The sequence below is a fragment of the Ruegeria sp. CDSC045 genome, assembly GCF_059610725.1.
Window position 1 is genome coordinate 119700 of sequence record NZ_JBXWOE010000002.1, and the last position, 25493, is coordinate 145192.

24 protein-coding genes are annotated in these 25493 nt (G+C 57.7%); 5 read left to right on the forward strand and 19 right to left on the reverse strand.

Going from position 1 to position 25493, the window contains the following annotated elements:
• Positions 1–2: 2 nt before the first annotated feature.
• The 8 genes from AC2FH6_RS05740 to AC2FH6_RS05775 form a co-directional block, all read right to left on the reverse strand.
• The gene (locus tag AC2FH6_RS05740; protein WP_142635743.1) at positions 3–1031 is read right to left on the reverse strand and encodes a type II secretion system F family protein; all 1029 of its coding nucleotides are present in this window, start codon (positions 1029–1031) and stop codon (positions 3–5) included.
• 11 nt (positions 1032–1042) lie between these two features.
• The gene (locus AC2FH6_RS05745; protein ID WP_142635741.1) at positions 1043–2440 is read right to left on the reverse strand and encodes a TadA family conjugal transfer-associated ATPase; all 1398 of its coding nucleotides are present in this window, start codon (positions 2438–2440) and stop codon (positions 1043–1045) included.
• A 48-nt stretch (positions 2441–2488) separates the two neighbouring features.
• The gene (locus AC2FH6_RS05750; protein ID WP_142635739.1) at positions 2489–3694 is read right to left on the reverse strand and encodes a CpaE/TadZ family protein; all 1206 of its coding nucleotides are present in this window, start codon (positions 3692–3694) and stop codon (positions 2489–2491) included.
• A gap of 11 nt (positions 3695–3705) precedes the next feature.
• On the reverse strand, positions 3706–4344 hold the full coding sequence (locus AC2FH6_RS05755) for a TadE/TadG family type IV pilus assembly protein (RefSeq protein WP_496701645.1): 639 nt from the start codon (positions 4342–4344) through the stop codon (positions 3706–3708).
• Positions 4341–4832, reverse strand: coding sequence for a TadE/TadG family type IV pilus assembly protein (locus AC2FH6_RS05760; protein WP_271948250.1), 492 nt, complete (start codon positions 4830–4832; stop codon positions 4341–4343). The genes AC2FH6_RS05755 and AC2FH6_RS05760 overlap by 4 nt, the downstream gene beginning before the upstream one ends.
• Positions 4829–6313 (reverse strand): pilus assembly protein TadG-related protein, encoded by a 1485-nt coding sequence (locus AC2FH6_RS05765; protein WP_496701647.1) that lies wholly within the window; start codon positions 6311–6313, stop codon positions 4829–4831. The genes AC2FH6_RS05760 and AC2FH6_RS05765 overlap by 4 nt, the downstream gene beginning before the upstream one ends.
• A 30-nt stretch (positions 6314–6343) precedes the next feature.
• Entirely contained in the window at positions 6344–7171 is an 828-nt protein-coding gene (cpaB, locus tag AC2FH6_RS05770) for a Flp pilus assembly protein CpaB (protein ID WP_142635731.1), read from the reverse strand.
• A 162-nt stretch (positions 7172–7333) separates the two neighbouring features.
• Positions 7334–7522 (reverse strand): Flp family type IVb pilin, encoded by a 189-nt coding sequence (locus AC2FH6_RS05775; RefSeq protein WP_281972471.1) that lies wholly within the window; start codon positions 7520–7522, stop codon positions 7334–7336.
• A gap of 381 nt (positions 7523–7903) precedes the next feature.
• Here AC2FH6_RS05775 and AC2FH6_RS05780 point away from each other — a divergent pair, with 381 nt between their 5' ends.
• Positions 7904–8902, forward strand: a complete 999-nt coding sequence (locus AC2FH6_RS05780; protein ID WP_281972472.1) for a LacI family DNA-binding transcriptional regulator — start codon at positions 7904–7906, stop codon at positions 8900–8902.
• Here AC2FH6_RS05780 and AC2FH6_RS05785 read toward each other — a convergent pair whose 3' ends face one another.
• Together AC2FH6_RS05785 and AC2FH6_RS05790 are read right to left on the reverse strand one after the other, a co-directional pair.
• Positions 8903–10036 carry a Gfo/Idh/MocA family protein gene (locus AC2FH6_RS05785; RefSeq protein ID WP_496701649.1) on the reverse strand — a complete coding sequence of 378 codons (1134 nt, stop codon included), beginning with the start codon at positions 10034–10036 and terminating at the stop codon, positions 8903–8905. It lies immediately after the preceding gene.
• A gap of 37 nt (positions 10037–10073) precedes the next feature.
• Positions 10074–11177, reverse strand: a complete 1104-nt coding sequence (locus AC2FH6_RS05790) for a Gfo/Idh/MocA family protein (RefSeq protein WP_496701651.1) — start codon at positions 11175–11177, stop codon at positions 10074–10076.
• A 126-nt stretch (positions 11178–11303) separates the two neighbouring features.
• Between AC2FH6_RS05790 and iolC the strand changes: the two genes are divergently transcribed.
• The 3 genes from iolC to AC2FH6_RS05805 are packed head-to-tail and all read left to right on the forward strand — an operon-like array spanning position 11304 to position 13954.
• The gene (iolC, locus tag AC2FH6_RS05795) at positions 11304–12272 is read left to right on the forward strand and encodes a 5-dehydro-2-deoxygluconokinase (RefSeq protein WP_271948662.1); all 969 of its coding nucleotides are present in this window, start codon (positions 11304–11306) and stop codon (positions 12270–12272) included.
• A 9-nt stretch (positions 12273–12281) separates the two neighbouring features.
• Positions 12282–13118: a 5-deoxy-glucuronate isomerase gene (locus AC2FH6_RS05800; protein ID WP_496701653.1), complete on the forward strand. Its 837-nt coding sequence runs from the start codon at positions 12282–12284 to the stop codon at positions 13116–13118.
• Entirely contained in the window at positions 13115–13954 is an 840-nt protein-coding gene (locus tag AC2FH6_RS05805) for a class II fructose-bisphosphate aldolase (RefSeq protein ID WP_496701655.1), read from the forward strand. Before AC2FH6_RS05800 ends, AC2FH6_RS05805 begins: the two co-directional genes overlap by 4 nt.
• A gap of 49 nt (positions 13955–14003) precedes the next feature.
• Here AC2FH6_RS05805 and AC2FH6_RS05810 read toward each other — a convergent pair whose 3' ends face one another.
• The 9 genes from AC2FH6_RS05810 to iolG all read right to left on the reverse strand — a co-directional run bounded on the left by AC2FH6_RS05810 (position 14004) and on the right by iolG (position 23695).
• Positions 14004–14762, reverse strand: a complete 759-nt coding sequence (locus AC2FH6_RS05810) for an SDR family NAD(P)-dependent oxidoreductase (protein WP_496691722.1) — start codon at positions 14760–14762, stop codon at positions 14004–14006.
• The gene (gene iolB / locus AC2FH6_RS05815) at positions 14759–15565 is read right to left on the reverse strand and encodes a 5-deoxy-glucuronate isomerase (RefSeq protein WP_496701657.1); all 807 of its coding nucleotides are present in this window, start codon (positions 15563–15565) and stop codon (positions 14759–14761) included. The genes AC2FH6_RS05810 and iolB overlap by 4 nt, the downstream gene beginning before the upstream one ends.
• Before the next feature lie 39 nt (positions 15566–15604).
• Entirely contained in the window at positions 15605–16786 is a 1182-nt protein-coding gene (locus AC2FH6_RS05820) for a phytanoyl-CoA dioxygenase family protein (RefSeq protein WP_496691724.1), read from the reverse strand.
• A gap of 48 nt (positions 16787–16834) precedes the next feature.
• Positions 16835–17734 carry a myo-inosose-2 dehydratase gene (gene iolE / locus AC2FH6_RS05825; protein ID WP_496701659.1) on the reverse strand — a complete coding sequence of 300 codons (900 nt, stop codon included), beginning with the start codon at positions 17732–17734 and terminating at the stop codon, positions 16835–16837.
• Positions 17731–19563 (reverse strand): 3D-(3,5/4)-trihydroxycyclohexane-1,2-dione acylhydrolase (decyclizing), encoded by a 1833-nt coding sequence (gene iolD / locus AC2FH6_RS05830; protein ID WP_496701660.1) that lies wholly within the window; start codon positions 19561–19563, stop codon positions 17731–17733. The genes iolE and iolD overlap by 4 nt, the downstream gene beginning before the upstream one ends.
• 82 nt (positions 19564–19645) lie before the next feature.
• A complete protein-coding gene (locus AC2FH6_RS05835) occupies positions 19646–20467 on the reverse strand; it encodes an ATP-binding cassette domain-containing protein (RefSeq protein ID WP_142635708.1) in 822 nt (273 codons plus the stop codon).
• Position 20468: 1 nt separating this feature from the next.
• Positions 20469–21575: an ABC transporter permease gene (locus AC2FH6_RS05840; protein WP_142635706.1), complete on the reverse strand. Its 1107-nt coding sequence runs from the start codon at positions 21573–21575 to the stop codon at positions 20469–20471.
• 68 nt (positions 21576–21643) lie between these two features.
• The gene (locus AC2FH6_RS05845) at positions 21644–22564 is read right to left on the reverse strand and encodes a sugar ABC transporter substrate-binding protein (RefSeq protein ID WP_142635704.1); all 921 of its coding nucleotides are present in this window, start codon (positions 22562–22564) and stop codon (positions 21644–21646) included.
• A 117-nt stretch (positions 22565–22681) separates the two neighbouring features.
• Entirely contained in the window at positions 22682–23695 is a 1014-nt protein-coding gene (gene iolG / locus AC2FH6_RS05850) for an inositol 2-dehydrogenase (protein ID WP_496701661.1), read from the reverse strand.
• A 365-nt stretch (positions 23696–24060) separates the two neighbouring features.
• On the opposite strand from iolG, the gene AC2FH6_RS05855 reads away from it, so the two are divergent.
• A complete protein-coding gene (locus AC2FH6_RS05855) occupies positions 24061–25488 on the forward strand; it encodes a tyrosinase family protein (protein WP_281972479.1) in 1428 nt (475 codons plus the stop codon).
• Positions 25489–25493 lie beyond the last annotated feature (5 nt).

Genomic DNA, 25493 nt, shown 5'->3' on the forward strand with positions numbered 1-25493 from the left:
CTTCAAATCCGGAAATTCACAAGCTTGAACATCACAATCGCGTTCAGGACGATGGTCACGGCGATAACGCTCATGACTGGCACAAAGGCCGGAGAGTCCGCGACATCGCCATAATATGTCGGCGTCATGATGGTCATGAACACGGCAATGCCAACGGGAATGGATGACAGGATATAAGCCGTCATGCGGCCTTCGGCCGAGATGGCCTTGACCTTGCGACGCAATGACATGCGCGCTCGGATCACGCGAGCCAGTGTGCGCAGGATGCCGGCCAGGTCGCCACCTGTGCCGTGCTGCATCATCAGTGCAACAGCTAGATATTGGATATCTTCTTCATCGATGCGGTCAGCCATGCTTTTGATCGCAGTTGTCAGTTCTTCGCCATAAGAGACCTGATCAACGACCAGCCCAAACTCGGTTCCAATCGGGTCAGGCATTTCTTCGGCGACACTTTGTAAGGTTGTGTTCAGTGGGTGCCCCACCTTCAATCCACGGGACATCAGGTCCAGCGCATCGGGCAACTGCTTGATCAACGCCGCCTTGCGCTTGCGCAACGTCACACCCAACGCAACCAGTGGCGCAATCAGGAAAACAAGGGCGCAGGTGGGGACCACTTTCAACGGATCAGCCACCATAGACCCACCAATGGCCGAGATCAGAAAGGCTGCGCCACAACCGGCCAGAAACATTTCGGGAACCATGTTCAGGCCCGAAACCTTCAACGCCAGAGGCAAATCCCCCACCAGCGGGAAACTCCGCAACAGTGGCTTGGCTTCCTGCGGTTTCAACAGGCTGAGGACATCCTCACCCGACTTCCCCTCGGACAGCATCTGAATTCGGCGGTTGATCGCCTCTTCGCGGTTTTCGCCACGCCGCATAAACTGACGCAGCCCTTCAAAAGCAATCAGCGCACCCAGGAAAACCGCAAGCGCCAGAACAAACCTGACATCGAACCCAGCAACTTCCATTTCCGGGCCGATCAGGTTGTTGATGTTCAGGTTGGCCAGATATGACCTGATTTTCTCGAACATCCCAGACCTCCTTAGTTGAACTTGACCGTGGACAGGTCGACCCCGGCAGCCGCCAGTGCATCACTGGATTTTGGCCGAATTCCCGTGGGCATGAACCGGCCCAGAACCTTGCCGTCTTCATCCTTGCCTTCGCGCTTGAAGACAAAGATGTCCTGCATGGTGATGATGTCGCCTTCCATTCCAGTCACTTCCGAGATCGAAGTAACCCGGCGCGTCCCGTCTGACAGTCGGTTCAACTGAAGCACAAAGTGGATGGCCGAAGCGATGGTGGCCCGGATCGCCGAATGCGGCAGCTCCATCCCGCCCATCTGTACCATCTGCTCGACCCGAGACAGCGCATCGCGGGGACTGTTGGCATGAACGGTCGTCATCGAACCGTCATGGCCGGTATTCATCGCCTGCAGCATGTCGAAGGCCTCTGATCCGCGCACCTCGCCGACCACAATACGGTCAGGGCGCATCCGCAGCGCATTGCGGACAAGATCACGCTGGGCCACAGCGCCGGTCCCGTCCAAACCGGCTGGGCGGGTCTCCATGCGGAGAACATGTTCCTGCTGCAGTTGCAGTTCAGCAGCGTCTTCGATGGTCACGACCCGTTCGTTGCCGCCGATATAGGAAGACAAGGCATTCAGCATCGTCGTTTTACCTGATCCGGTTCCTCCGGAAATCAGGACATTCATCTTTGCCTCGACCAGACCGCGCAACAACGCCGCGGCACTGTCATTCAATGCATCGTTCTTAACCAACCGCTCCATCGTCAGCGGTACGCGCGCGAATTTACGGATCGACAAGGCCGGCCCGTCCAGCGCGCAGGGCCGAATGATCGCGTTTACACGGCTGCCATCCTCAAGCCGCGCATCCACCCAGGGTTGGCGTTCATCGATACGACGGCCGACACGACTGACAATCTTGTCGATGATCCGCAGCAAATGACGTTCATCCCGAAAACGGGCCGAGGTTTTTTCCAGAATACCCGAACGTTCGACGAAAATCTGCTTGTGACCGTTCACCAGAATATCGTTGATCGAAGGGTCGGCCAGCAAAGGCTCCAGTGGCCCAAGCCCAAGCACCTCGTGCATCAGTTCTTCGACCAAAAGCTTGATTTCCTCGGACCGCATGGCCCGGCCCTCGGACCGCAACAGATCAGTTGCGTGTTTGCCGATTTCGCCCCGCAAAGTGTCTTCTTCGACCTTGTCGATCACAGCCAGATTCAGCTTATCAAGCAGCGAGTTGTGCATCCGGGCCTTGAGGTCAATACGGTCCATCTCGCGCTCGCGCTCCATGGCACGGCGTTCGGCGTTCTTGACCTCGATATCAGCAACATTTCCGTTCGGCTGTTTCGTGTCCAACGGCACAACTTTTGGGGATTGGGATGTAGTGCGACCCGTTCTGTCAAATTCACGAAACATTCTGCTTTACCTTTTACTTAACTGATCTTCACATCTTCGGACTTCGATTTACTGTTTGCCCACGCGTGGCGGCAGAGAAACTGTGGTTTCCTGCGCGATGCGGCGGATGGCTCGTGTCAGAGGCGCCCGGTTTGAGACCTCTTGCAGAGGTACGCCCCGATCCACGCATTCACGAACGGTTCGCTCATCCTTGGGAATCCAGTGGGCGAAATCCTGTTCCAACAGCTTTGCCGCTGCGCGGTGGTGCGCGGCCGGGATCAGGGGTTTCTTTTCCAGGCTCGCAACCAGCTGGATTTCCAAGGCCGGGTTTTCGGCGTGATAGAAATCCATCAATTTCCGCGCTGACCGGATCGAAGGCACCGCGACATCCGTCACCAAAAGCAGCCGGTCGGCTTGGGACAAAACCGGCGTGATCCACTCGACCAGAGCTCGCGGCAGATCAATAATCACATAATCATGGCTGCGCTTGAGGCTGTCCAAAATGGCCGAGATCTGTTCTTCATTAATGGCACTGAGAGGACCAAAGCGCGACGGTGCAGCCAGAACATCAACCCCACAGGGGGATTTGGTCATGGCCTGTTCCAGAAAGGCGCCATCGGGAATGCTCTCATCCATCGCCATCCGCCACATGGCGTCACTTTCCTCAACATCCATCAGGGCGGCAATAGATCCGAACTGAAAATCCAAATCGACAACCGCGACTTCGTTGGCGGCTTTCTTCTTGAAGAACCCTTCCTTGGCCTGTAGCTCGTTGGCCAGATTGGCAGCGACGATAGACGATCCAACCCCACCACGGGATTTGGCCACGGCGATCACTTTGCCCAGGGTTGCCTGACCGCCCCACACGGCCGGCAACTGCGCCTGACGGCGGGCCCGGATTGCGTCCACCTGCGGCACAATTTCCTCGTCGATCCACTTTCTCGGAAGAACGTCGTCGACACCAAGCTTTTTCAGCTGGCGCGCCTTTTCCAAGGGCAGATCCTCGTGGGCCAACGCAATGATGATCGCATTTGGCATACGGGCATCACAGATTTTCCGTGCGGTTTGCAGTAGGTCCCCGGAATTCTCATCCACATCGAACAGAACAACATCATGCTCTGCAGTCAGCGAGATCGCAGAGCCGTTTACCCCCGCAACGGTGTCCTGACGACCGGTGAACCGGCAGTTCGCCTGCCCCCGCAACGAGCCTTCTATGGCCGAGTAAATCTGCTCGTCCGGTGAAATCAACAATACTGAAATCTGCTTGGCACTCATTATGTTTCTCCTTACTCACTCGCCCCGGCCGCCAGATCTTCGGCGGGAACCGATGTGCTCATCGCGGGAAGAGAAATACTGTTGGGGGTATTTGACGCAGGTGTTGTGCCGTTCGACGCAAGAGCGGCCAGACCGGCGATTGGCATCATGAAGTTAAAGTTTACGTTAACAAGTTCGGCGGTAACGACCGGCGTATATGGCCCCCCTAAAAATCCAAGGCGCGCGTCATGCGAATATCCGATCTGTACGTTGGCGGCAGTCGTTCCCGGTGGCAGCAACATGCGGATATCATTCCAGACACGTGCGCCGTAATCCGTCGCGGTATTCAAAGGGCAAGGCGCAGGCAGGGCAGGCACGGCACAGACATTGCCACTGCGGCAGAGCACCCCAAATTTCGTACTTGTAGGAGCGCCGCTTGCCAGCGTGTGCTCGGTCGGCAACGCGCCGCAAAGCGGAGGCCCAAGAGTTGCCAGCCGGGATGTTTTTTGCATCGCCTTCTGCGCCATGGTTGTCGACCAGAACAACCGGCCATAATCCACAATGCCGAACATCAGCAACAGGAACAGTGGAATGACCATCCCCAATTCGACTAGGGCAGCGCCACGCTCCTGACTCCGGAAGGTCCGCAGGATATGCGACAACCGGGTCATACGCCGAACACCCGGCTCTGATCCGAAATCACCGTGTCAAGCGTGCTAACAGCCCCGCCGAACAAGCCCAGAACATTGCCCAGGATAAAATCAATCTGGATTTTCGCGGTCACTTCGACCACTGAGGTCGGGTCAATACGATAGCTGCCAGACCGCGATATGCAGGTCGGGGTTACATCTACCAGCGTTGTTCCGACCGGCAAATGCGCCCCACCGCCCAGTCGGTTGGCTACAATATCTGTGGCCATTGCATCATAGCTTGCGACGCCGCCCGCGCTGCATAGATCCAGCGGTGCGATGCGAGCGATCATGCGTGACGCATCCCGTACGCCGGCAGATGTCGCCTGATGTATCCAGGTGATCCGGCTGCCCTCGATGATCACAACAAAGAACAGCAAGATAACCGGCAGAACCATGGCAAACTCGACCATCGGCGCGCCAGACTCGCAGCGCTGAAAGCGTGAGAGGAAGCGACCCAGCGGCTTCATCGGTACAGCCTCACGACATCGCGGAAAATGCCATCAACGGCACTGCCACCAACTCCGCCGCCAACCTGTTTGACCACCTCGACGAAGATGTCGAAATCTGAGCCTGTGGATTCTTCAAGTGGCTGAAACAGAAATACTTTTACGAATTCCTTCACCGGCACATCGGTGGCCCGCCCGGAAACCGGGTTCGCGGTGCAGTCAATCGCTGCGGCGATGAACGTACGCCGCTCGGGATCGGTGCTGGGTTGGCCTGAACATTGGGCGCGGCCGGTCTCGTCCCGTCCGGTGACGATATCGCCCGACCCGGCCCGGCTGACCTCGTCCAGATATACCTGATACCGGGTGTTTCCTTTCGGTGCGCCCTGCGCATGCGGTGTCAGCGTACCGTCCGGTCCAACTCCATAATTCATAAGATTGTAAGCCGCTTGCCCTGACGTCCAGTTGCCATTGCCAAAACGGCTGCCATTGCAAAGACCACTCACCGGGTCAAAGCAGTCATCCGGCGGCATTGGAATAGTATTGGTCGACAGGTCCGGGTTGTTTTTCACACAGCCCCCGCCAGAATGGTCCCAGCCTGAAATCACATTTGGACCCGGCGCATAGTCTGGATCGTTCTTCAGTTGGTTCATGGTCGACTGGAACATATCGAACCGCGAATTGTAGATCGCGCTGCCAATCCCGTTACGCTGACCGGGTTCGGTGTCGACACCGCGCTGAGACACGCATTTAGTCAGGTTCCCATTCGCAGCAATGAGGCAGATATACAGCTTTGAGCCGGTTAGACCTGCGCATGGCCCGTTTGGATTGATCCCGATATCCGTTGGATCCAGAAATCCGAAATTCCCCGGCCCCCAGGCCGAGTTGTTGCCGCCAGTACGCAATTTGATGGAAGCGCCGATATTGGCGCTGGAGGTCCAGCCCGACGGGATGCAGAACATCAACGGCGTTACGTCACAGGCGTATGCTGAATACCCAGCGATCGAGACTGAATTCACCTCTCCGGACGGGCCGGCGACACCCAGCAAGCTGGCCAGCGATCGGCCAAAAGGCAGGAAAACAGTCCGTGGTGTCGCGGTCACCTCGACCAAGACGGCACGCGCCGGGTCTGTCGTCACAAAGGGCGTAACCGAGTCGTTATCGTCTGGGTCTGCCACCGGAGTAGGCAATCCGGTCAGAAAGCGAAGCGAAAAATCCGCAGAAGTTCCAAGGCTTTGGCTGCCATCCGCGAAAAACTGTTCGTCGTCGATCATGCCGGATGCCGCAGCTGTTGCACGTGTAATGGCGTCAGCATTGCCATCCAGCTCTCCTGCGGCGGCAAGCGCCACGTGGTCGGTATAGGCTTGCATGTCAGTTTGGGTAGAGGCGATACGCCCCAGATCAAAAGTCAGTGCAGCCATTCCGATCATGACGACCATGAACATGCCGACAAAAACCAGAATTGTGCCGTCTTCTTTGTCCCTGATTTTGCGTAGCGAAGTCATATCAACCTCCCTCGAAAGACCAACCTGACCTCAGTTCACCGGCTCAGTTGTTGCACTGGTGTTCCCAAAGACCTGAATTTCCTGAACGTCGGTTGCCCCACGGCGAACTTTCACAATCGGCCTGGGCGTGCCCTCTTCTAGCGGTGATTTTTCAAGGAGGATGTCGCTGAGGCGAACCGCTTCCAGCGGCTTATCCTCTTCTGTTTGCAGAGACCGCAGAGACAGGCTGAGCTGCCCGGCCTTCTGCGCCAGAGCCAACTTCTGACCTTCATCCGGGGTGACCTCGATCGTAACCGTGCGGGCAATGCCGGGTTGGTCAAGCTCTTCATCCGCGGTTTGGTCCACGCCGATGACCCGGATATTCTGCAGGATCGTCACTGCACGCAGTGTATCATTGGTGCCGCGGGTCAGAACAATGTCGACAAAGTCGCCAGGCGTAACAAATCCGCCTACCCCTGTCTGCGCGTCGACATTGATCGCCATCGCGCGGTTATTCTCGCCAATCGTCTGAACGATTGTCACTTTTTCACCAAAATCGGAAACTTTCGAGGTCAAAAGAATTTCACCCTGCGCCAAAGCGCGCTTGGCCCGGCGAGGTTCTATGCCGGCGGCAGGCAAGACATCATCAAAGCTTGTAAAAACACCTGCAGGCACAGATGCAGTAGGCCAATCAATGGTCGTCAGCTTGTGCCCTTCGATCGGCGTTCCGAATGCGATATCTTCGGCCACGGCCACAACACGAACTATGGTTGGTTCACCCGCTGACTGATTCCTTCGGATCTGATCCTGCGCCAGAATGACTGCGCCACCCGCCAAACCTATTCCCAGGAAAGTCATCAAAAATGATTTAATACGCATGGTATCCTCCAATTCCCGGGAAAACTCAGGATAATTACTTAATTGGGCCTGAATGGCCAAACAGACCGCTTATGCAAATCAAAGGTGGTCTGGTAGGAAACTGACGCCCCACGCTTGCGAATGGGAAGTCAGGTTTTTTCACTTGGGAAATTGGCGCGCAGCTTAAGGCGTTGTCCGCTGGGCTGCCGAGTTTGCATCACTAAAGTTGCTGCTGGTCGTGCCAGCCAAATTGGTCAGAATTGTCCCGCCGACGACAATCGCAACAAACAGCGCGATGCCATATTCAACCAGGGTGGCGCCACTCTCGTCTTTGCGTAGCTTCAGAAATACTTTGCGAATTCCATTCAACATTACTTGAACTCCAGACTGTTTTACCAAAGTGCGAAATCCCGCACTGACACGAGGAACACACCCCCGTTAACTAAATCGTTACCGATGAGGCGGTGCCGAAACCTCCCCACAAACGAAAAGAAATTCCCGCTTAGGGCGAATTTTCGATCATTTTGGGCGGAAATGTGTCAAATCGCGGACCGATTTACGGTGCGCGGCGGCAGATTTACCTGATCTCCCGTCAGAAAGAATCGATTGGTGAGAAGCTGCTCGGGGTCAATAAACCGGGCCCCGCGTCAAACGAGCAATCATTTGCAACCGATTGCAGCCACCAGACTAACTGGCTTAGTATCACGACATGAAAATGTCTGTCATCCCACCTTTCTTCTGCAGGTACGAAACATGAGCGTCACCCTAAAAGACGTCGCAGCTCTGGCCGGGGTGTCGCGCTCTGCCGTGTCGCGCACCTTTACCGAGGGTGCCTCGGTTTCGGCAAAAACCCGAAGCAAGGTGGAAAAGGCCGCGGCGGAACTGGGTTACAGCCCAAACGCCCTGGCCTCGTCCCTGACCACGGGGCGGACAAAACTGATTGGGTTGATCTCGAACAACTTTCACAACCCGATTTTCCTTGAAGTCTTCGATCAATTCACGCGCGCCTTGCAGGAACGCGGTTTGCGCCCGTTGATCGTGAACCTGACCGATGAGACCGAGCCTGCCAATTCCGTTCGGATGCTGCGCCAGTATTCTGTTGACGCTGCCATCGTGGCCTCTTCGACCCTGCCGCCAAGTTTCGCCAAGGCGTTTCACGATGCCGGTGTTCCGGTTGTGCATACGTTCGGGCGCTCGGCGACCTCACCAGAGGTACATGTCGTCGGGATCGACAATGTCGAATGTGGTCGCATGGCAGCCCGCGAGCTGCAGGCGCGGGGCTATCGGCGTGTTGGATATCTGGGCGGGCCAAAGGATGCGACCTCGGCCATGGATCGCTATCAGGGCTTTATGGAAGAGGCCGAAAAGCACCCTGGTCTTGAGGTCACATACTCTTTCGCCGGGGCCTATTCATTTGAGGCGGGGCGCGCGGAAATGCTGGATCTGCTAAAGGGTCAACCAGCCGAAAGCTATTTCTGCGGCGATGACATTCTGTCCGTCGGTGCGCTGTCCGCCCTGTCGGATCACGGGCTTAAACCGGGCAAGGATATCGGGATCATCGGCCTGAATGACATGGAGATGTCGCGTTGGGAAAGCGTAAATCTGACAACCATCCACCAACCGATCAAGCAAATCATCACCTCGTCTGTGGATCTGGTGGAAGAAATGCTGAAAGACCCCGAGCGTTATCCCGAGGCCCGCATTTTCCCCTGCCGCGTAGTCGAAAGGGGCACGCTGCGCCCCCGCGCCTAGTCAGCGGAACATAGGGGGGCGCGCATCCTTCCAGGCTCCGTCTTCATTGCCCGACGCAACGGCAGCATGGACCGCTGCGATAGACCGCACCCCATCCGCTGCGCCTGGCAACCCGTCGCGGGTTTCGCCACGAATGGCATCGGCCAGATCGCAATAGATGTTGGCCACAGCCAAGGGAAACCCTTCAGGATGTGCGATGGCCACCCGCGACAGGCGCTGGGCGTCCTCGTACAAGCCACCTTCGCCCTTTTCAATGATCTGTGTGCGGCCGCCGACCGGTGTATAGAGCAACTGGTTGGGCTGTTCCGAGGTCCAGCGCAGACCGCCGGTTTCACCGAAGACCTGAATGTCGAACCCATGTTGGCGCCCGATCGCAACGGACGAAGTCCACAAGCGCCCGACGGTGCCACGCTCTGTCCGGAAGTTGACCATGGCATCATCCTCCAGCACGCGGCTTGAGATGGTCGAGGCCATGTCGGCGGACAGCGACGTGACCTCATCATCGCAAATGAAGCTGGCCATATGCAGCGCGTGTATACCGCAATCCGCGAACTGCCCCGAGACACCGGCCATCGCCGGATCATACCGCCAGCGCACGCGTGGATTGTCGGCGTCAGAGGCATCCCCGTGGTGGCCGTGGCTGAAATTCGTCACGACCAGACGCACCTTGCCGATATCCCCGACTCTCACCATTGCACGTGCCTGGCGCACCATCGGATAAGCCGAATAGCAATAATTCACGGCGCATAGCTTGCCCGATGCTTCGGCGATGCGCACGATCTCTTCGCCTTCGTCCACGGTCATCGTCATCGGCTTTTCGCACAGAACGTTAAAACCCGCCTCGAGATAGGCCTTGGCAATTTCAAAATGGGTCGAGTTCGGTGTCGCGATGGTAACCAGATCGATGCGGTCGCTACGGTCTTTTTCACCGGCTAGCATCTCTTGCCAGTCGCCATAGGCGCGATCAGTTGCAACGCCCAGACGCTGTGCATATTCACGTCCCACGTCGGGGCGGTGGTCCAACGCACCGGCAGCGAACTCAAACAGCCCATCGGCCTGTGCGCCAAGGCGGTGCGCAGGGCCAATCTGGCTGCCTTCACCGCCACCGATCATGCCCCATTTCAGCTTTGTCATGGTCTTAGTCTCTCTTTGGAAATTGGGTGGTGAGCTTTCAGAAATCGCTGATATCTGTCCATTGCCGCCCGTCTGACGATGCCAATGCAGCCGCCAGAACGCGGTTCACCTCGTGCCCATCGCGGAAGGTGGGCCAGGTATTCTGTCCTGAATCGATGGCCTGCAGGAAATCCTTGGCCTCGATAATGATCTGATCCTGATAACCTGTGCCGTGCCCCGGACCCTGGCAAAAAGGTTCGTAATCCGGGTGCGCAGGGCCTGTCAGGATCTTGGTAAAACCGCGTGCAGCTTCGGGACCTTCGCGGCGATACAGCCACAAGGCATTCTGGTCCTCCTGATCGAACCGGATCGCACCTTTGGTACCCGAGACTTCATAGGCGTAGCCCATCTTGCGACCCGTTGCGACACGGCTGAAATAGAGGTTGCCCATGACCCCGCTTTCAAAACGGCACATCATCTGCGCGTGATCATCATTGGTAACTTCGCCGCCGGGGCGATGCCGGTGCACCGTCTCCACATCGGCCATAACCTGAGTGATCGGCCCGATCAGCGCCAACGCACCATTCACCATATGCGGAGCAAGATCGCCGATGGTTCCATTGGCCATTCCCGTTGTGCGCCAGGTTGCTGGGGCCTCGGGGTCGGCATAGAAATCCTCGGTATGTTCGCCACGGAACCATGTGACCTGACCGATTTCCCCTTCAGCAATAAGCTGACGCGCATATTGGCTAGCGGGCGTACGGATATAGTTGAACCCGACCATGTTGATTGCACCTGTGGCCTCGGCTGCCGACACCATCGCGCGGCTGTCGTCCAAGGACGCCCCCAAGGGTTTTTCGCACAGCACCGGTTTACCAAGGGCAAACGCCGCCTCAGCGATTTGACGGTGTGTCGATTGAGGTGAGGCGATCACAATGGCCTCGACCTTTGGATCCTCGACCAGCATGCGCCAGTCATCGGTGGCGCGCTGGAACCCGTAGGCGGCGCGATAGACTTCCGCGCTTGCAGATGTCGAGGCACAGATCACCTCAAGCCGCGGGCGCAGCGCGGTGTCGAACACCGCACCTACCGCTGACATCGCGACGGAGTGGGCCTTGCCCATATAGCCGCCGCCAACAATTCCAATTCCAATTTCAGGCATCTGCCGCGGCCTCGCACATATCATTTGCAACCGGTTGCAAAATCAGTATCGTGTGAATCGATTCAACGCAAGGATCAACACACCTTGCCGACCCTTTTCGCCGGAGGAAATGACGTGACCGCTTTGATGGACGGTATCAAAGGAAACCGCTTTGGCGTCTTGGGTCGTGCGGGCATGGACCTGTTTGCCGATCCCATCGGCGAGAAAAGTGAGGATGCCGACGCGTTCCGGGCCGATCTGGGCGGTTCATCGGCAAATATATGTGTGGGTCTGGTCAAGCTGGGCAGTCAAGCGTCGCTGATCACCTCGGTATCAGACGACGCGGTCGCGCGGTTCTGCCTGAACCGGCTGGCGCATTACGGCGTCGATACGTCCAACATACGGGTTGTAAGGGGCGAATACCGCATGTCGCTGGCAATCTACGAAAGCCGGACAGAAGATTTCCAGAATGTCATCTACCGCAATGGCGCAGTCGATTTCCAAGTCACCGAAGAGGATATGGACCAGGTCGATTTCAGCTCCTTCTCGGCTGTGATCTCGGCCGGAACCGTCTTTGCGGCCGAGCCTTCGCGCAGCGCCACATTCCGGGCCATCGATACGGCCCGCAAGGCCGGTGTGCCCGTAATATTTGACATAGACTATCGCCCTTACAGTTGGCCCTCACCCGAAGTCGCGTCCGAGGTCCTGTCCCGCGCCGGTGACGCCAGTGATCTGATCGTAGGCAATGACGAAGAATTCGGTTTCATGGCGGGCGGGATAAACAAAGGGTTTGCCAAGGCGCAGGAACTGGCGGCCAAACCAGGCCGCGTGGTGATCTATAAAATGGGTGAAAAAGGCGCCATCACGCTGATGGACGGGCAGGAATTTCAGACAGGCATCTATCCGGTGACTGCCGTCAAGCCGAATGGCGCAGGTGACAGTTTCATGGCCGGGTTACTGGCCTCGGTTGCAGCGGGGTACTCGCTGAAGGACGCGGTGATGCGCGGATCGGCCTGCGCCTCGATCGTCGTGTCTCAACCCGGCTGTGCGCCCGCTATGCCGACTACCGAACAGCTAGACACGTTTCTGGCCACCCATCCCGGCCCCACGGCATAGGAGATCCCAATGCATATCGCCCCCTATGAGAACCAGAACAAACCCATCGTGGATGCCGATGACCCAATGGTGCCCCTGAACTATTTCAACATCGTCAAACTGAAACAGGGCGAGGCGTTCGAATATCAAGTGCCGGGGTATGAGACCTGCATCGTCCCGGCCACAGGTACGGTCGATGTGGATGTCGAAGGCGTGCAATTTGCCAAGCTGGGCAACCGAGGAGAGGATGTCTGGGATGGAGAGCCAGAGGGCGTTTATGCACCCGTTGGCGCCAAGGTGCAGATCGTCTGCGCCTCGGACCACACCGAAGTCTTCATCGCGGGCGCCAGATACGACAAGGTGCTGGACCCGTTCGATGTCCGCCAGCACGATCTGGTGCAGTACGGCAGCGACGACACCAAAACCCACCGCAAGATCAAGCACATCCTGGGCCAGAAACAGCATGACAAGGTGGGCCGTCTGCTGGTGAGTGAGTTGTTCACCGTGGGTCAGGGGGGATGGTCGGGATTTCCCAGCCACAAACACGATACTAACCGCCTGCCGGATGAGACCCGCCATGACGAGACCTATAATTTCCGTTTCAAACCCAACTGGGGCTCTGGCCTACAGATGCTGCAGCGCGAGGATAACGAACCGGGCGACGCCTATCATATCATGGACGGATCGACCGTCTGTATCGACAAGGGTTATCACCCCTGCTGCGTCCTGCCGGGGTATGAGATGTATTATTTCACGATCCTCGGCGGCCTGACCCAACGCTCGCTAGTCCAGTATTTCCAACCCACCCATGCCTATCAGATCGAAACCATACCGGGCATCAAAGACATGATTGCAAAATTCAAATGACCCTCGCCACACTGAAAGACGTTCTGCAACCGGCTTATGAACAAGGCTATGCCGTGGGCGGCCTGGTCACGTTAGGATGGGAGGATATGCGCGCCTATGTGGCCGCAGCCGAAGCCGAAAACGCGCCTCTGATTCTGCAGGCCGGACCCAGTTGCCGCGAGCACACCCCCCTGCCCGTTCTGGGCAAGATGTTCCGCTATCTGGCCGAAAACGCCTCTGTCCCCGTCGTCGCCCACCTGGACCATGGGTACACCTTCGAGGACTGCAAAATCGCGTTGGACAGCGGCTTTACCTCGCTGATGTTCGACGGGTCGCGTAAGCCATTGCAGCAAAACATCGATGAGACCGCGGCCATTGCCGAAATGGCCCATGCGGCAGGGATTTCATGCGAGGGAGAGATCGGCTTTGTGGGGTATTCCGGCGGCGAAGGCTCAAATGGTACCGACCCCGAGGAAGCCGCGAAGTTTGCACGCGAAAGCGGCGTCGACGCGATGGCGATTTCGGTTGGCAATGTTCACTTGCAGCAAAACAAAGAAGGTGGCCTGGATGAGGCGCGTATCGCCGAAATCGATGCCGTGACCGAAGTGCCTTTGGTCATTCATGGCGGGTCCGGTGTGCCGGTAGAGCAGCGTATGAAGCTGGCGCGCGAGACCTCGATCTGCAAGTTCAACATAGGAACCGAGCTGCGTATGGCATTCGGAAATGCCATGCGTGAAGCCGTCAATCGTGATCCTGAACGGTTTGACCGCGTCACGATCCTGAAGGAAACGCACGACCCGGTTGAGGCAGCTGCCCGCACCGTGATCCGAGCATTCGGCGCCCCGCCCCAGCGTTAGGGCGTCATGTTACCAATCTGCCGGGAGCGCATCGCCAAGCGGCATCCCCTCAGATCGAGCCGCCTTCGACCATGAAGTTCCCCGCGCTGCACATGGCCGCGTCGTCCGAGGCCAGAAACAGGACCATGCGCGCCACAAAGACCGGGTCAATCGGGTCCGGCAGGCACTGGCGATCCAGTTGCTTGGCCAGCGCTTCGGGCGTCACCCATAGCTCTTTTTGCCTGTCTGTCATGATCCAGCCCGGAACCACCGTGTTCACCCGGATGCGATGGTCGCCCAACTCGCGCGCCATGGTACGGGTCAAGCCGTGGACGGCTGATTTGGCGGTGGCATAGGCCGGGAATCCTGCGCCGCATTCCCACCAGGAATTCGATCCCAGATTGATGATGGCCCCCTTGCCCTTGGCAATCATGCCTGGGGCAACCGATTGGATGGCAAAGAACATATGGCGGATATTGGTGGCCATTCGGTCATCCCAATATCCCGGCGTCACTTCGCGCCAGTCGTGGCGTTCGTCATGTGCGGCGTTGTTAACCAGAATATCCGCTTCGCCCAGCGCGGCGACCAGCCGCCCGAATGCCTCTTGCAGCGCATCTATGTCGCGCAAATCGCATTGGGCAAAGGCATGCTGCCCGTCCAGCTCCGCCAGCAGCGCTTGGCCCGCATCTGCGTTCAGATCCACAAACCCGACCCTGGCCCCCTGGGCGGCGAAGGCGCGAACCGTTTCGGCGCCGATCCCCCCGGCCCCGCCGGTGATAAAGACTGTTTTTCCCGCAAGACCCGGGTAATTGGCGAAACTCGTGCTCATGCGTCGCGCTCCATGATCCATTCTACTTCGGGGGCGGCTACAAAGCGCCATTTCCGCAATGGGCCGGCCATGACGTTCAGGTAGTACATCTCAAACCCATATGGTGCGCCACAGGGATGATGCCCCCGAGGCACAAGCACGACATCGCCATCCGACACAGCCATAGCCTCGTCCAGATCGCCATCATCGGTATAGACTCTTTGAATGCCGAAGCCGTTCGCGGGGTTCAGACGGTGGTAATAGGTCTCTTCCAGATAGGTGATGCGAGGAAAGTCATCCTCATCATGGCGATGGCTGGGGTAGGAGGACCAGTGGCCGTTGGGCGTGAAGACCTCGGTCACCAGCAGGCTGTCAGCGACGTCTTCGGCCTCCATCGCGATATTGTTGATATAGCGGGTATTCACACCCTTCCCGCGTTCGGTCAGTGTGATGCCACCCGGCCCGACCCGTCGCGCCGGGTGGCCACCTGTGCCGGGGCCCGAACACACGGCCACAACACAATCGGTTTCCGCCACGGCCTGCCAATCGGTTCCGTTGGGCAGGTACAGACAATGCGGCGGCGTCTTTTCAAAGACATCCATGCGGTCACCCAGCACACCCCAATCCTGCCCGGCCCCGGTGATATGCGCCTTGCCCTCGACCATGACCAGTATGACCTCATTGTCACCGGTTTCTTCGGTCGCCCTGTCGCCTGCGCGTAGGTGGTAAAGACCGAACCCGACATAACGCCATCCCGCAGAGGCAGGGGTGATGTCATGCACCTTGCCATAGGAGCCGCGTGGTTTCCTGAGCAGGTTGGCCATGGGGCCTCCTTTCTGGGCGCGCTGGCCCGGTTCGTAACGTCAGGCGGATTGTCGGGTTTTCAAAGCCGAAAGTGCCGAGGTCAGTTGCTCTGGCGTCCATTCTTCGGCGACCGCACGCCGCAAGATATCCGCCTGGCTTTCCGGAGCATTACCGCCAATCGGGGGATCTGTGTCCAGATTTGTCGGAAACGGATAGCCTTCGGCAGTCGCCGCGATGGCCGCGTCCAGCTCGGACCCAGTCAGCTCGCCGCTTCGCTTCAAGGCCACCAGTGACGGCAGTACGGCCAGCGCCATGGACCGGCGGTCGATGGCCTCCATCGCACGACCAAAAGCGGATGAGATCTGCAACAAGTTCGCCATACGGTCGATATCCGTGCTGCGGTTCTCGCCGGCCGAGTGGAACAGCGCGGGGTTGAAGAATACCGCGTCGCCTTTGTTCAACGGCACCTGAACATAGCTCTTCTCAAAGTGGTCCCTGTGCGCGGGGTCGTGAAAGCCAATATATCCGGCTGGATATAGCTGTGAAAACGGCAACAGTTTGGTGGGCCCGCTTTCCACCGGCATGTCACAATGTGCCACTGCCCCCTGCAAGGTCAGCGCCGCCGTCAGCAGATGTGCATGCACAGGGTACCGGGCAGCGCTTTCAGCGGTCTGAAAGCCTAGATGGTAGTCCCGATGCGCCTGCTGCGCCTTGCCACCGGGGCGGACCTGATTGACCTGAGCGGTGAGCTGATAGTTCGGCCCCAGCCATGCCTCGCAGGCGGTGGCAACAGCAGCGTTGCCGAAGTATCTTGAGAAACCTTCCGGATCGCGCAGGCAGTGCTTTTGCAACGCATTCCATATCCGGTCATTCGCCCCTGAGGCGGCAAAATGATCACCCTCGCCTTCGCCGCTTTGGCGTTCCTCGTCGATGATCTGCCGAAAAACCTCGGTCGCCCGGTCGATCACCGACAGATCCTGATAGGCCCCTTTCAGCGCGATCACCCCGGCGGTTTGGTTCAGCACATGGCCCCATTCCGCCATCAAAGCGCGCCGTTGCCCTGTATCTTCCAGCGCGGGACGCAGGGCATTCATGTCATAGACGGGGACGTTCTTTTCGATCATCGCGGCCTGCGGAACCATGTCCGAGGTCAGTTTCCGAGAGGTCAACACCTTGAATTCGTCCAGATCACAGGATTCCCGGTCAAAATACCCGACATATCCAATTCTTTGACTTACCATGATTTTCTCCTTTTTCATGGCCTTGGTGTTGCCCCTCGGGGCGGTTTGTTAGCTGGTGATCTCCAATCTTGCCTGAGCGCAGACATCGACAATGTGGTCGTAACCCATCTTAGAATACTCATAGGGCGGGGCCTTGGCGGGGTCTTGCTCGGCCTCGACCACGATCCAGCCGTCATAGCCCATGGATTTCAGCGCATTCGTCACGGCCTGAAAATCAATGCAACCATCGCCAGGCACGGTGAACGCGCCCGCGACGACAGCATCCAGGAAGCTGCGGTTGTTTTCGCGCACATCCTGTACGACCGCCGGACGGATATCCTTGAAATGGACGTGATGCACCCGGTCGCCCCACCGATTGAGGGTCGCCATCACGTTGCCGCCACCAAACAGCAAGTGGCCGGTATCAAAGCACAAGCCAACCTCGGGGCCCGACCCTTCCATCAACCAGTTAACATCCTCTTCGCTTTCGATAACCGTGCCCATGTGGTGGTGATAGGCCATCGGCATGCCCTGATCAGCCATCCATTTGGCCAGCTCGGTGATTTTGGCGGCATAGGCCAACACCTCATCCCGGGACAGTTTCACCCGGTCATTAACCGCGACCCCGATCTGCCCCTGCACGGTGTTCGAACATTCGGCATAGACGATGCACGGGCTGTTGAGCGCTACGAATTGTTCGACCTGCGCGCGCACGGCCTCGCGCTCGGTGGCAAAATCGTTAACCAGAGAAGCCCCAGAACACCAACCGCCACACAGGGCGATATCATTGGTTTCGAGATAGGCGCGCAGACCTTCGGTATCGCCGGGCATCCGCTGACCGCGTTCGACGCCGGTATAGCCGATCTCGCGCGCCTCTTTCAGGGCCTGTTCCATCGTGTAAGCCGCGGTCAGGTCCGGCAGATCATCATTCTGCCATGCAATCGGAGAGATGCCGATCTTCACGCTCATTTCGTGTTTCTTTCTTTGATGGCAACCTCATAGGCTGCGCGCTTTTCATTCACTTCCGGGCGGATGCTGACCTCGGGCACGGCCACTTCCCACCAGGTGCCGCCATATTCGGTCGACGGGTACGGATCGGTGTCTATGACGACCACATAGGGGCCGGTGACCTCGCCACGTTTGGCCAATGCCTGCTCCAGCTCAACGATCGAGCCCACCTTGACCGAAGTCGCCCCCATCGCCGCCGCGTGCGCAGCGAAGTCTATGGCCGAGGGCGTTTCGTGCACCGCATGATCCAGCAGATTGTTAAACTCGGCCCCGCCGGTGCCGATTTGCAGGCGGTTGATGCAGCCGAATCCACGATTGTCGGTCACGACGACAGTAAAGGAGATGCCCATCATCGCTGCCGTCGCCATTTCGGAGTTCGCCATCATATAGGTGCCGTCACCGGTAAAGCAGATGACGTCGCGATCAGGTTGGGCCATCTTGATGCCCATTGCACCGGCGATTTCATAGCCCATGCAACTGAACCCGTATTCCATGTGATAGGCACCTGGGCGGGGCGCTTTCCACAGCTTGTGCAGCTCACCTGGCATCGTGCCCGCGGCGCACATGACTACCGTGTTATTGTCCGAGGCGCGTTGCACCGCACCCACTACCTGCATATCCGTAGGCAACGCGTTTCCGTCACCGGGCGCGTCGGTCAGTGCATCCACCTTGCCAAACCAATCTGCCTTCAGCGTGTCCGCCACCGGGTCGGCCCGGTAGCTGTGCAAGGCTTCGCCAAGTTCCTCTAACCCGACACGCGCATCGCTTTGCAGCGGCATTGCGCCGTGTTTTTCGGCGTCATAGGCGGCTGTGTTCAGGCAGATCATCTCGCGGTTCGGATTGGAAAACAGCCCCCAGGACCCGGTGGTAAAGTCCTGCAACCGCGTCCCAACAGCAAGCACCAGATCGGCCTCGGCGCAGGTGGCGTTGGCCGGTTCACCACCGGTTACACCAACCGGGCCAAGGTTCAACGGATGATCCCAGGCCAGCGCCGATTTCCCGGCCTGCGTCTCGGTGATCGGGATATTGTGGGATTCCACAAAGCTCTGCAGCACATCCGTCGCTCCGGAGTAATGCACGCCACCTCCGGAAACGATAACGGGACGTTTGGCTGATCTGATTGCAGTCACCGCACGGGCCAACTCCGCCTCATCCGGGCGAATGCGGCGCTGATACCAGACCCTCGGCTCGAAGAAACTCTCGGGATAGTCATAGGCTTCAGCCTGAACATCCTGGCAAAAGGCCAACGTCACAGGCCCGCAATCGGCCGGGTCGGTCATGGTGCGAAAGGCGCGAGGCAAGGCCGTCAACAGATGTTCAGGCCGCGAGATGCGATCATAGTACCGGCTGGCCGGGCGAAAACAGTCATTGGCACTAACCGTACCATCACCAAAGCTTTCGATCTGTTGCAACACAGGGTCAGGCCCGCGGGTGGCAAACACATCGCCGGGGATAATCAGAACCGGCAACCTATTCACATGCGCCAACGCCGCCGCGGTGACCATATTGGTGGCCCCCGGTCCAATGGATGAGGTCACCGCCATCGCCCGCGTCCGCCGCATCTGCTTGGCATAGGCAATCGCGCAATGTGCCATTGTCTGTTCATTTTGCCCGCGATAGGTTGGCAGGCTGTCTTTCGCGCCGTGCAGCGCTTCGCCCAGCCCGGCCACATTGCCATGGCCAAAAATGGCCCAGATACCGGCGATAAAGGGCTCGCCCGCTTCGTTCATCTGCGCGCCCAGATAGCGCACCAAAGCTTGCGCTGCGGTCAGTCGGACTGTGTTGCCCATAGTGATACCTTTCAACACAAGGCCATCTCGGCCATTCCTGCAATTTCGAAAATAGGGGCCTGTGGCCCAGACGGGGGAACGGTTAAACCGTTCCGCCCAAAGAGCCTTCCAGCTGGGCCATTTCCTGACCTCCGGCCATCAGGTCCTGCAATTCCTCGGGTGTGATCTCTCCACGTGTGGCCGTGCCTAGCGTCTTGCCACGATTGAGCACGGTAAAGCGATCACCCACTGCCAGCGCATGGCGCACGTTATGGCTGATAAACACCACACCCACGCCCTGATTACGCACCTTGTCGATGGTTGCCAAAACATTCGATGTCTGACGTACCCCAAGTGCCGAGGTTGGCTCATCAAGGATCAAAACCTTGGCCCCGAAGTAAACCGCCCGGGCAATGGCAACCGTCTGACGCTCGCCCCCTGACAGGGTTCCAACGGCCTGATCCGGCCCGCGCAGATTGATACCCATCTTGCGCATCTCGGCCATACAGACCTCATTGGCCTGGTCGATATCGAACCGTTTCAGCAATCCCTTGCCCTTGGTCGGTTCGCGACCCATGAAGAAATTCCGCGTCACACTCATCAGCGGGATCATCGCCAGATCCTGAAACACGGTCGCAATGCCCGCCTCCATCGCATCGCGTGGCGTGTCAAATTGCAGCGGTTTGCCTTCGAAAAAGATCTCGCCCTTGGTGGGTTTGTGAACTCCGGACATGGTCTTGATGAAGGTCGACTTTCCGGCACCGTTGTCGCCCAGCAGGCAGTGGCATTCGCCAGGCCTGACGTCAAAGCTGACGCCTGCCAGGGCAATAATGTTACCAAAGTGCTTTTCGATATTCTTCATTTGCACGATCGGCGCAACATCCTTTACCGCATCCCCGTGATGGAACTTGCTGTCTTCAGTCATATCAGCGCTCCCCGGTTACGCGTTTGCGGATGGCGTTGTTGAACAATACCGCGATCAGAAGCATTGCGCCCAGGAACACCTGGAACCAGTCCTGATCGAAATCCGTGTAAGTCAGCCCGATGACCACCATGCCAAAGATGATCGCGCCAAAGAACGCCCCGATGGCCGATCCATAGCCACCGGTCAGCAGACAACCTCCGATCACCGCCGCAATGATGGCCTCAAACTCTTTCTGGAAGCCACGGCGCGCATCGGTCGATCCCGCGTCGATCACGGTGATGATTGCGACCAGCGCCGCACAGCAGGCGGTTAGCATGAACAAAGACACTTTGATACGGCTCACCGGCACACCAGAATTCGACGCCGCATTGCTGTCGCCACCGGCGGCAAAAATCCAGTTTCCAGCTGGGGTCCGCAGCAAAACATAGGTCGCCGCTAGGGCCAGAACGATAAACCACAGAATCTCGACCGGAATGCCCGGTACTTTCGGCGCCCCGTTTTTGAATGTATCGATCAATCCGTTTGCAGCCAGCCAGGCAAACAAACCGGCAAAAGCTTCGCCCGAGAAGAACGGGGCCAGCCAGTCGTTTTCGACTACATCGCGCACGCCACGCAGCTGGGTTGACCCGCCAGTGGCTGCTTTGAGACCCACCAGTGAGAGACCGCGCAGAATGAAAAGGAAAGCCAGAGTTACAATAAAAGAAGGTAGGCCCGACCGTATGACGATATTGCCGTTCACCGCCCCAACAAAGGCCGCAAAAACAAATGTCATCGGGATCGCAATGATCAGAGGTAACTGCCAAGTCACCACGCAGACACCAAAGAACAAGCCTGCAAAGGCAACCATCGAACCGATCGACAGGTCAAACTCACCCCCGATCATCAGCAGCGCCGCTCCGATAGCCAGGATACCCAGCTGTGCCGCAGGCGTCATGAAGTTCATAACTCCAGCCAGCGTGAACATGGAATCGTCTGCCGTGAGCGCGAAGAAAATGACCACCAGGACCACACCGGCCATGGCACCAAGCTCTGGACGTTTCATCAGCTTGGTCAGAAACGGTTCTTTCTTTACGCGTTCGTCCGTAGTGACGGGCGCTGACTCACTCATGTTTCCCTCCCAATTCGGTTGAAACGGCGCACCTGGCGCCGTTTCTGTTTTTCACTGTCCCAAACGGATCAGCGGATACCCTGTGCCGATAGGTCGATAACCTGGGCTGCCTTGTCCTGTGTGATCAGGTTCGGACCCGATGGCACGTTGCCACCTGGCATCAGACCGTATTTGGCATGCAGGCCCATGAAGTTCACAGACAGATAGCCCTGCAGATACTGCTGCTGGTCAATGGCAAATGCCGCATCTCCATCGGCGATGGACTGCAAGAAGTTCGCAGACAGGTCGAACGAGGCCACGTTCACATCACGGCCCGATGCTTTCACAGCCGCTACCGTGGGTTCACCAGCCGAACTTGCACCCAGCGCCATGACTGTGTCGACAGCGTCATTCGCGGCCAGAGCGGCCGAGACCTTCGCTTCGATTTCTGAAGGATCGTTCGAGGTCGGCAGAACTTCTACGCTGCCACCAAAGCCTTCGGCAAAACCGGCGCAACGCAGGTCAAGCGCCACGTTTCCGACTTCGTGGTTCACACAGATCGCATTCGCGCCACCCATCGAAGCCAGCTTTTCGCCTGCGGCCTTGCCCGCATCAAACTCGTCCTGACCGACATGCAGCAATGCGCCCAGCTGTTTGGACACGTCCGAACCCGAGTTGATCGAGATCACTGGAATTCCGGCAGCAACAGCACGTTCGATTGACGGGCCAAGCGCATCGGCATCCGGGATCGAGACAATCAACCCGTCCGGTTCCTGGTTCACGGCGGCGTCGATCAGCTGTGACATCGCAACCATGTCAAAGGTCTCGGGTGCGCGGTATTCCACGTTCACGCCGACATCCTTGCCCGCTTGCTCAACGCCGTTTTTCACGACGTTCCAGAAGGCGTCATTGGCCTGACCATGAGACACAACGACGATCTCCTGCGCGAATGCAGGCGTGGCCATCGCCAGTGCACCAGCTGCCAGTGCGCCTTTAAAGAAATTATTCATATGGTTTCTCCTCCCGTTTGAACAGTGTGTTGGGGTCTTGGCCCCAATCTTCCGATTAAACCGAATCTTCTTCGCCCCGATCCGGGGCGAAGCTGCCCCAAGTTTCCGCATATCCGATCATTTTGCAACCGGTTTCAAAACTTTGGCCAAAACCATCGACTGTCCGGACTGCGCAGAACGGGTTGCGGCCTCGGCCATAGCAAGCGCGGCTACACCGTCGTCCAGAGTTACAGGCACCCCTGATCCAGAATTTACTGACCTAACGAATGCATCCCATTCTGCGCGATAGGCAGACATGTAGCGTTCAAGGAAAAAGTAAGTCGGCTTGGCACCGGTCACGCCATTCGAAGTTGACTTAACTACTGAGTTTTCAAGGATATTTTGCGCCTGAAGCATCCCTTCTGATCCCAGAAGTTCAACCCTCTGATCATACCCATAGGCCGCACGCCGAGAGTTTTTGATCACAGCGATCCGGCCATCTGCATAAGTCATTGTCACGACCGCCGTGTCCACATCACCTACGGCACCGATTTCGGGGTCAACAACCGATGTGCCCACTGCCGAGATTACTTCCGGCAGGTCACCCATCAGGAAGTTCGCCATGTCGAAATCATGAATCATCATGTCCCGAAACAGCCCTCCTGATACTTTGACATAGCTCACCGGTGGCGGCGCTGGGTCGAAAGATGTAATGGACAACAACTCGGCCTTGCCGACCTCACCAGCCTCAAATGCAGCCTTCAAAGCAGAAAAATTCGGGTCGAATCGACGATTGAAACCGACCATGACGGGCTGGCCGGTGGCTTTTGCAACGGATTGACAGGCGACAGCCCTCTCAAGGCTCAAATCAACCGGCTTCTCGCACAATACCGCTTTCCCGGCTTGGGTGGCCGCTTCGATCAGGTCGGAATGCGTATCCGTCGGCGTGGCGATCAGCACTGCATTTATCGAAGGATCGGAAATAATCTCTTGTGACTGTCGCGCACTGGCCCCGAATTCCTCAGCCAAACGCGCCGAAGCTTCGGGCAGTGCATCAGACACCGCACTCAGTTCACTGTAAGGATGCGCCGCAATAGCCTGCGCGTGAACACGCCCAATGCGCCCAGCCCCCAGCAATCCTACTTTTAGCATCCCGCGCCCCCGAATCCCTTTTTTCGACACCACAATGATTCTCTTTGCAACCGGTTGCAAGAATTATTTCACTGTTACTCGAATTCACCCTTGTTTTCGGGTACTCGGCATGTGTGCCCACTGCAGCTGCGGCCGTCCAATTCACAAATATACAGTAACTGGCGCCTCTGACTCAGAACGCAAGCGAAAGGCCGCGCGTCACCCTGAATTCATCTTATTTGGGAAACGCACATTGGCACACTCAACACCTGTCCAGGCCTACCCTGCTATGGCTTGGATTCATTTTGGTTAACATAAAACCACGCAAGTGTTACACTCGACGCATTATTAGATTCCAAGATTTATTTGCAGTTTGAGGTATTGTTATGGCCACAAGAATCCGCAAAAACGTTTGGACCCTGCCAGCCAACGACGAAACTCTAATCTGGTATGAGCGTGCTGTCGAAGCTCTCTGGGACCGAGATCTGGAAGACCCGACATCGTGGTTTTTCATGGGCGCAGTTCATGGGCAGCCGCAGAATTTTCCGAACATTCCCGGTTCCGGACAATTCTGGAACCAATGCCAGCACCAAAGCTGGTTCTTCCTGCCCTGGCACCGCGGATATATCACCGCATTTGAGGCCGTCGTCGGCAAAGCCGTCGCCGATCTGGGCGGGCCGCAGGATTGGGCGCTGCCTTATTGGGACTATTCCCAACCCCTGTCAGAAAACCCGAATGCGCGCCGCCTTCCTGTGGCGTTCCGTGAGCCGACCAAGTCAGACGGCACGCGCAACTTCCTGTTTTCCCGCCGACGTGTAGTGGTGAATGGAGATTTCGGATTTCCGGACGACGTGGTGTCGTTGGATGCGTTGGATCATGAAGATTTCACCAATGATACGCCCGGATTCTCATCAGGGTTTGGTGGCCCGCAAACCGGGTTTCACCCCGGCGGTGGGGACAATGGCGCATTGGAAAGCACGCCCCATAACGATATACACGTTTGGATTGGGGGCTCTGGCGGTTTTATGGCAAATCCGGCCACTGCGGCCTTTGATCCGATTTTCTGGCTGCACCATTGCAACATTGATCGGCTATGGGAAGTCTGGCGCAACGCCGACCCGAGCCATGTCGCCCCACCCTCGCCACTGTGGCGCACTGGCCAGACATTCTCGATGCATGATGGCGATGGCGCGGCATTCACCTTCAACAGCGAAGAAATGCTGGACAGCACAAGCGTCCTGCACGGGTTTCAATATGACGGCGTTCCACCCGCAGTAGAACCCGCCATTCCAGCAGAGGAGTTCGTCATGGCAGGCAAGGAACCCGAGCTTGCTGGCGCAAGCGAAGCTCCGGTCAAGTTGCGTGGTGCAATGACCACTGCTGGCGTAAAGCTCGACACTTCAGTCGCGCTGATTTCCGGCGCCGAGGCCCCCGGCACCACCCGGCGCGTTCACCTGCATCTTGAGGGGATCAAGGGCCGTGGCATGCCCGGATCTTACCGCGTCATGCTGGATCTTCCGGATGACGCTTTGCCGCCAGCGATTATTGGCACCTTGTCGCCGTTCGGCCTTGAACAGGCAAGCAACCCGGACGGTCCACATGGCGGCAACGGCCTTGCGGTGACTTACGAGATCACAAAGCTGGCCTTTGCACTGGGGCTGAGCCAAGGCGACGCCAACAGGTTGCAAATCCGGTTTCAACGGATGTTTGATGACAGCGAGGCCTTTGGCCAAGTACCAGGGTTGGAACAGATCGCCCCAACAGAACAGCAGCCAGACATTGAGATCGGCCGCATAAACCTTTATTTCGACTGATCGCC

What these genes read in the sequence shown, in the direction of transcription:
- AC2FH6_RS05740 (WP_142635743.1), bottom strand. Translation starts at nt 1,031, where the DNA reads ATGTTCGAGAAAATCAGGTCATATCTGGCCAACCTGAACATCAACAAC.
- AC2FH6_RS05745 (WP_142635741.1), bottom strand. Translation starts at nt 2,440, where the DNA reads ATGTTTCGTGAATTTGACAGAACGGGTCGCACTACATCCCAATCCCCA.
- AC2FH6_RS05750 (WP_142635739.1), bottom strand. Translation starts at nt 3,694, where the DNA reads ATGAGTGCCAAGCAGATTTCAGTATTGTTGATTTCACCGGACGAGCAG.
- AC2FH6_RS05755 (WP_496701645.1), bottom strand. Translation starts at nt 4,344, where the DNA reads ATGACCCGGTTGTCGCATATCCTGCGGACCTTCCGGAGTCAGGAGCGT.
- AC2FH6_RS05760 (WP_271948250.1), bottom strand. Translation starts at nt 4,832, where the DNA reads ATGAAGCCGCTGGGTCGCTTCCTCTCACGCTTTCAGCGCTGCGAGTCT.
- AC2FH6_RS05765 (WP_496701647.1), bottom strand. Translation starts at nt 6,313, where the DNA reads ATGACTTCGCTACGCAAAATCAGGGACAAAGAAGACGGCACAATTCTG.
- cpaB (WP_142635731.1), bottom strand. Translation starts at nt 7,171, where the DNA reads ATGCGTATTAAATCATTTTTGATGACTTTCCTGGGAATAGGTTTGGCG.
- AC2FH6_RS05775 (WP_281972471.1), bottom strand. Translation starts at nt 7,522, where the DNA reads ATGTTGAATGGAATTCGCAAAGTATTTCTGAAGCTACGCAAAGACGAG.
- AC2FH6_RS05780 (WP_281972472.1), top strand. Translation starts at nt 7,904, where the DNA reads ATGAGCGTCACCCTAAAAGACGTCGCAGCTCTGGCCGGGGTGTCGCGC.
- AC2FH6_RS05785 (WP_496701649.1), bottom strand. Translation starts at nt 10,036, where the DNA reads ATGACAAAGCTGAAATGGGGCATGATCGGTGGCGGTGAAGGCAGCCAG.
- AC2FH6_RS05790 (WP_496701651.1), bottom strand. Translation starts at nt 11,177, where the DNA reads ATGCCTGAAATTGGAATTGGAATTGTTGGCGGCGGCTATATGGGCAAG.
- iolC (WP_271948662.1), top strand. Translation starts at nt 11,304, where the DNA reads ATGGACGGTATCAAAGGAAACCGCTTTGGCGTCTTGGGTCGTGCGGGC.
- AC2FH6_RS05800 (WP_496701653.1), top strand. Translation starts at nt 12,282, where the DNA reads ATGCATATCGCCCCCTATGAGAACCAGAACAAACCCATCGTGGATGCC.
- AC2FH6_RS05805 (WP_496701655.1), top strand. Translation starts at nt 13,115, where the DNA reads ATGACCCTCGCCACACTGAAAGACGTTCTGCAACCGGCTTATGAACAA.
- AC2FH6_RS05810 (WP_496691722.1), bottom strand. Translation starts at nt 14,762, where the DNA reads ATGAGCACGAGTTTCGCCAATTACCCGGGTCTTGCGGGAAAAACAGTC.
- iolB (WP_496701657.1), bottom strand. Translation starts at nt 15,565, where the DNA reads ATGGCCAACCTGCTCAGGAAACCACGCGGCTCCTATGGCAAGGTGCAT.
- AC2FH6_RS05820 (WP_496691724.1), bottom strand. Translation starts at nt 16,786, where the DNA reads ATGGTAAGTCAAAGAATTGGATATGTCGGGTATTTTGACCGGGAATCC.
- iolE (WP_496701659.1), bottom strand. Translation starts at nt 17,734, where the DNA reads ATGAGCGTGAAGATCGGCATCTCTCCGATTGCATGGCAGAATGATGAT.
- iolD (WP_496701660.1), bottom strand. Translation starts at nt 19,563, where the DNA reads ATGGGCAACACAGTCCGACTGACCGCAGCGCAAGCTTTGGTGCGCTAT.
- AC2FH6_RS05835 (WP_142635708.1), bottom strand. Translation starts at nt 20,467, where the DNA reads ATGACTGAAGACAGCAAGTTCCATCACGGGGATGCGGTAAAGGATGTT.
- AC2FH6_RS05840 (WP_142635706.1), bottom strand. Translation starts at nt 21,575, where the DNA reads ATGAGTGAGTCAGCGCCCGTCACTACGGACGAACGCGTAAAGAAAGAA.
- AC2FH6_RS05845 (WP_142635704.1), bottom strand. Translation starts at nt 22,564, where the DNA reads ATGAATAATTTCTTTAAAGGCGCACTGGCAGCTGGTGCACTGGCGATG.
- iolG (WP_496701661.1), bottom strand. Translation starts at nt 23,695, where the DNA reads ATGCTAAAAGTAGGATTGCTGGGGGCTGGGCGCATTGGGCGTGTTCAC.
- AC2FH6_RS05855 (WP_281972479.1), top strand. Translation starts at nt 24,061, where the DNA reads ATGGCCACAAGAATCCGCAAAAACGTTTGGACCCTGCCAGCCAACGAC.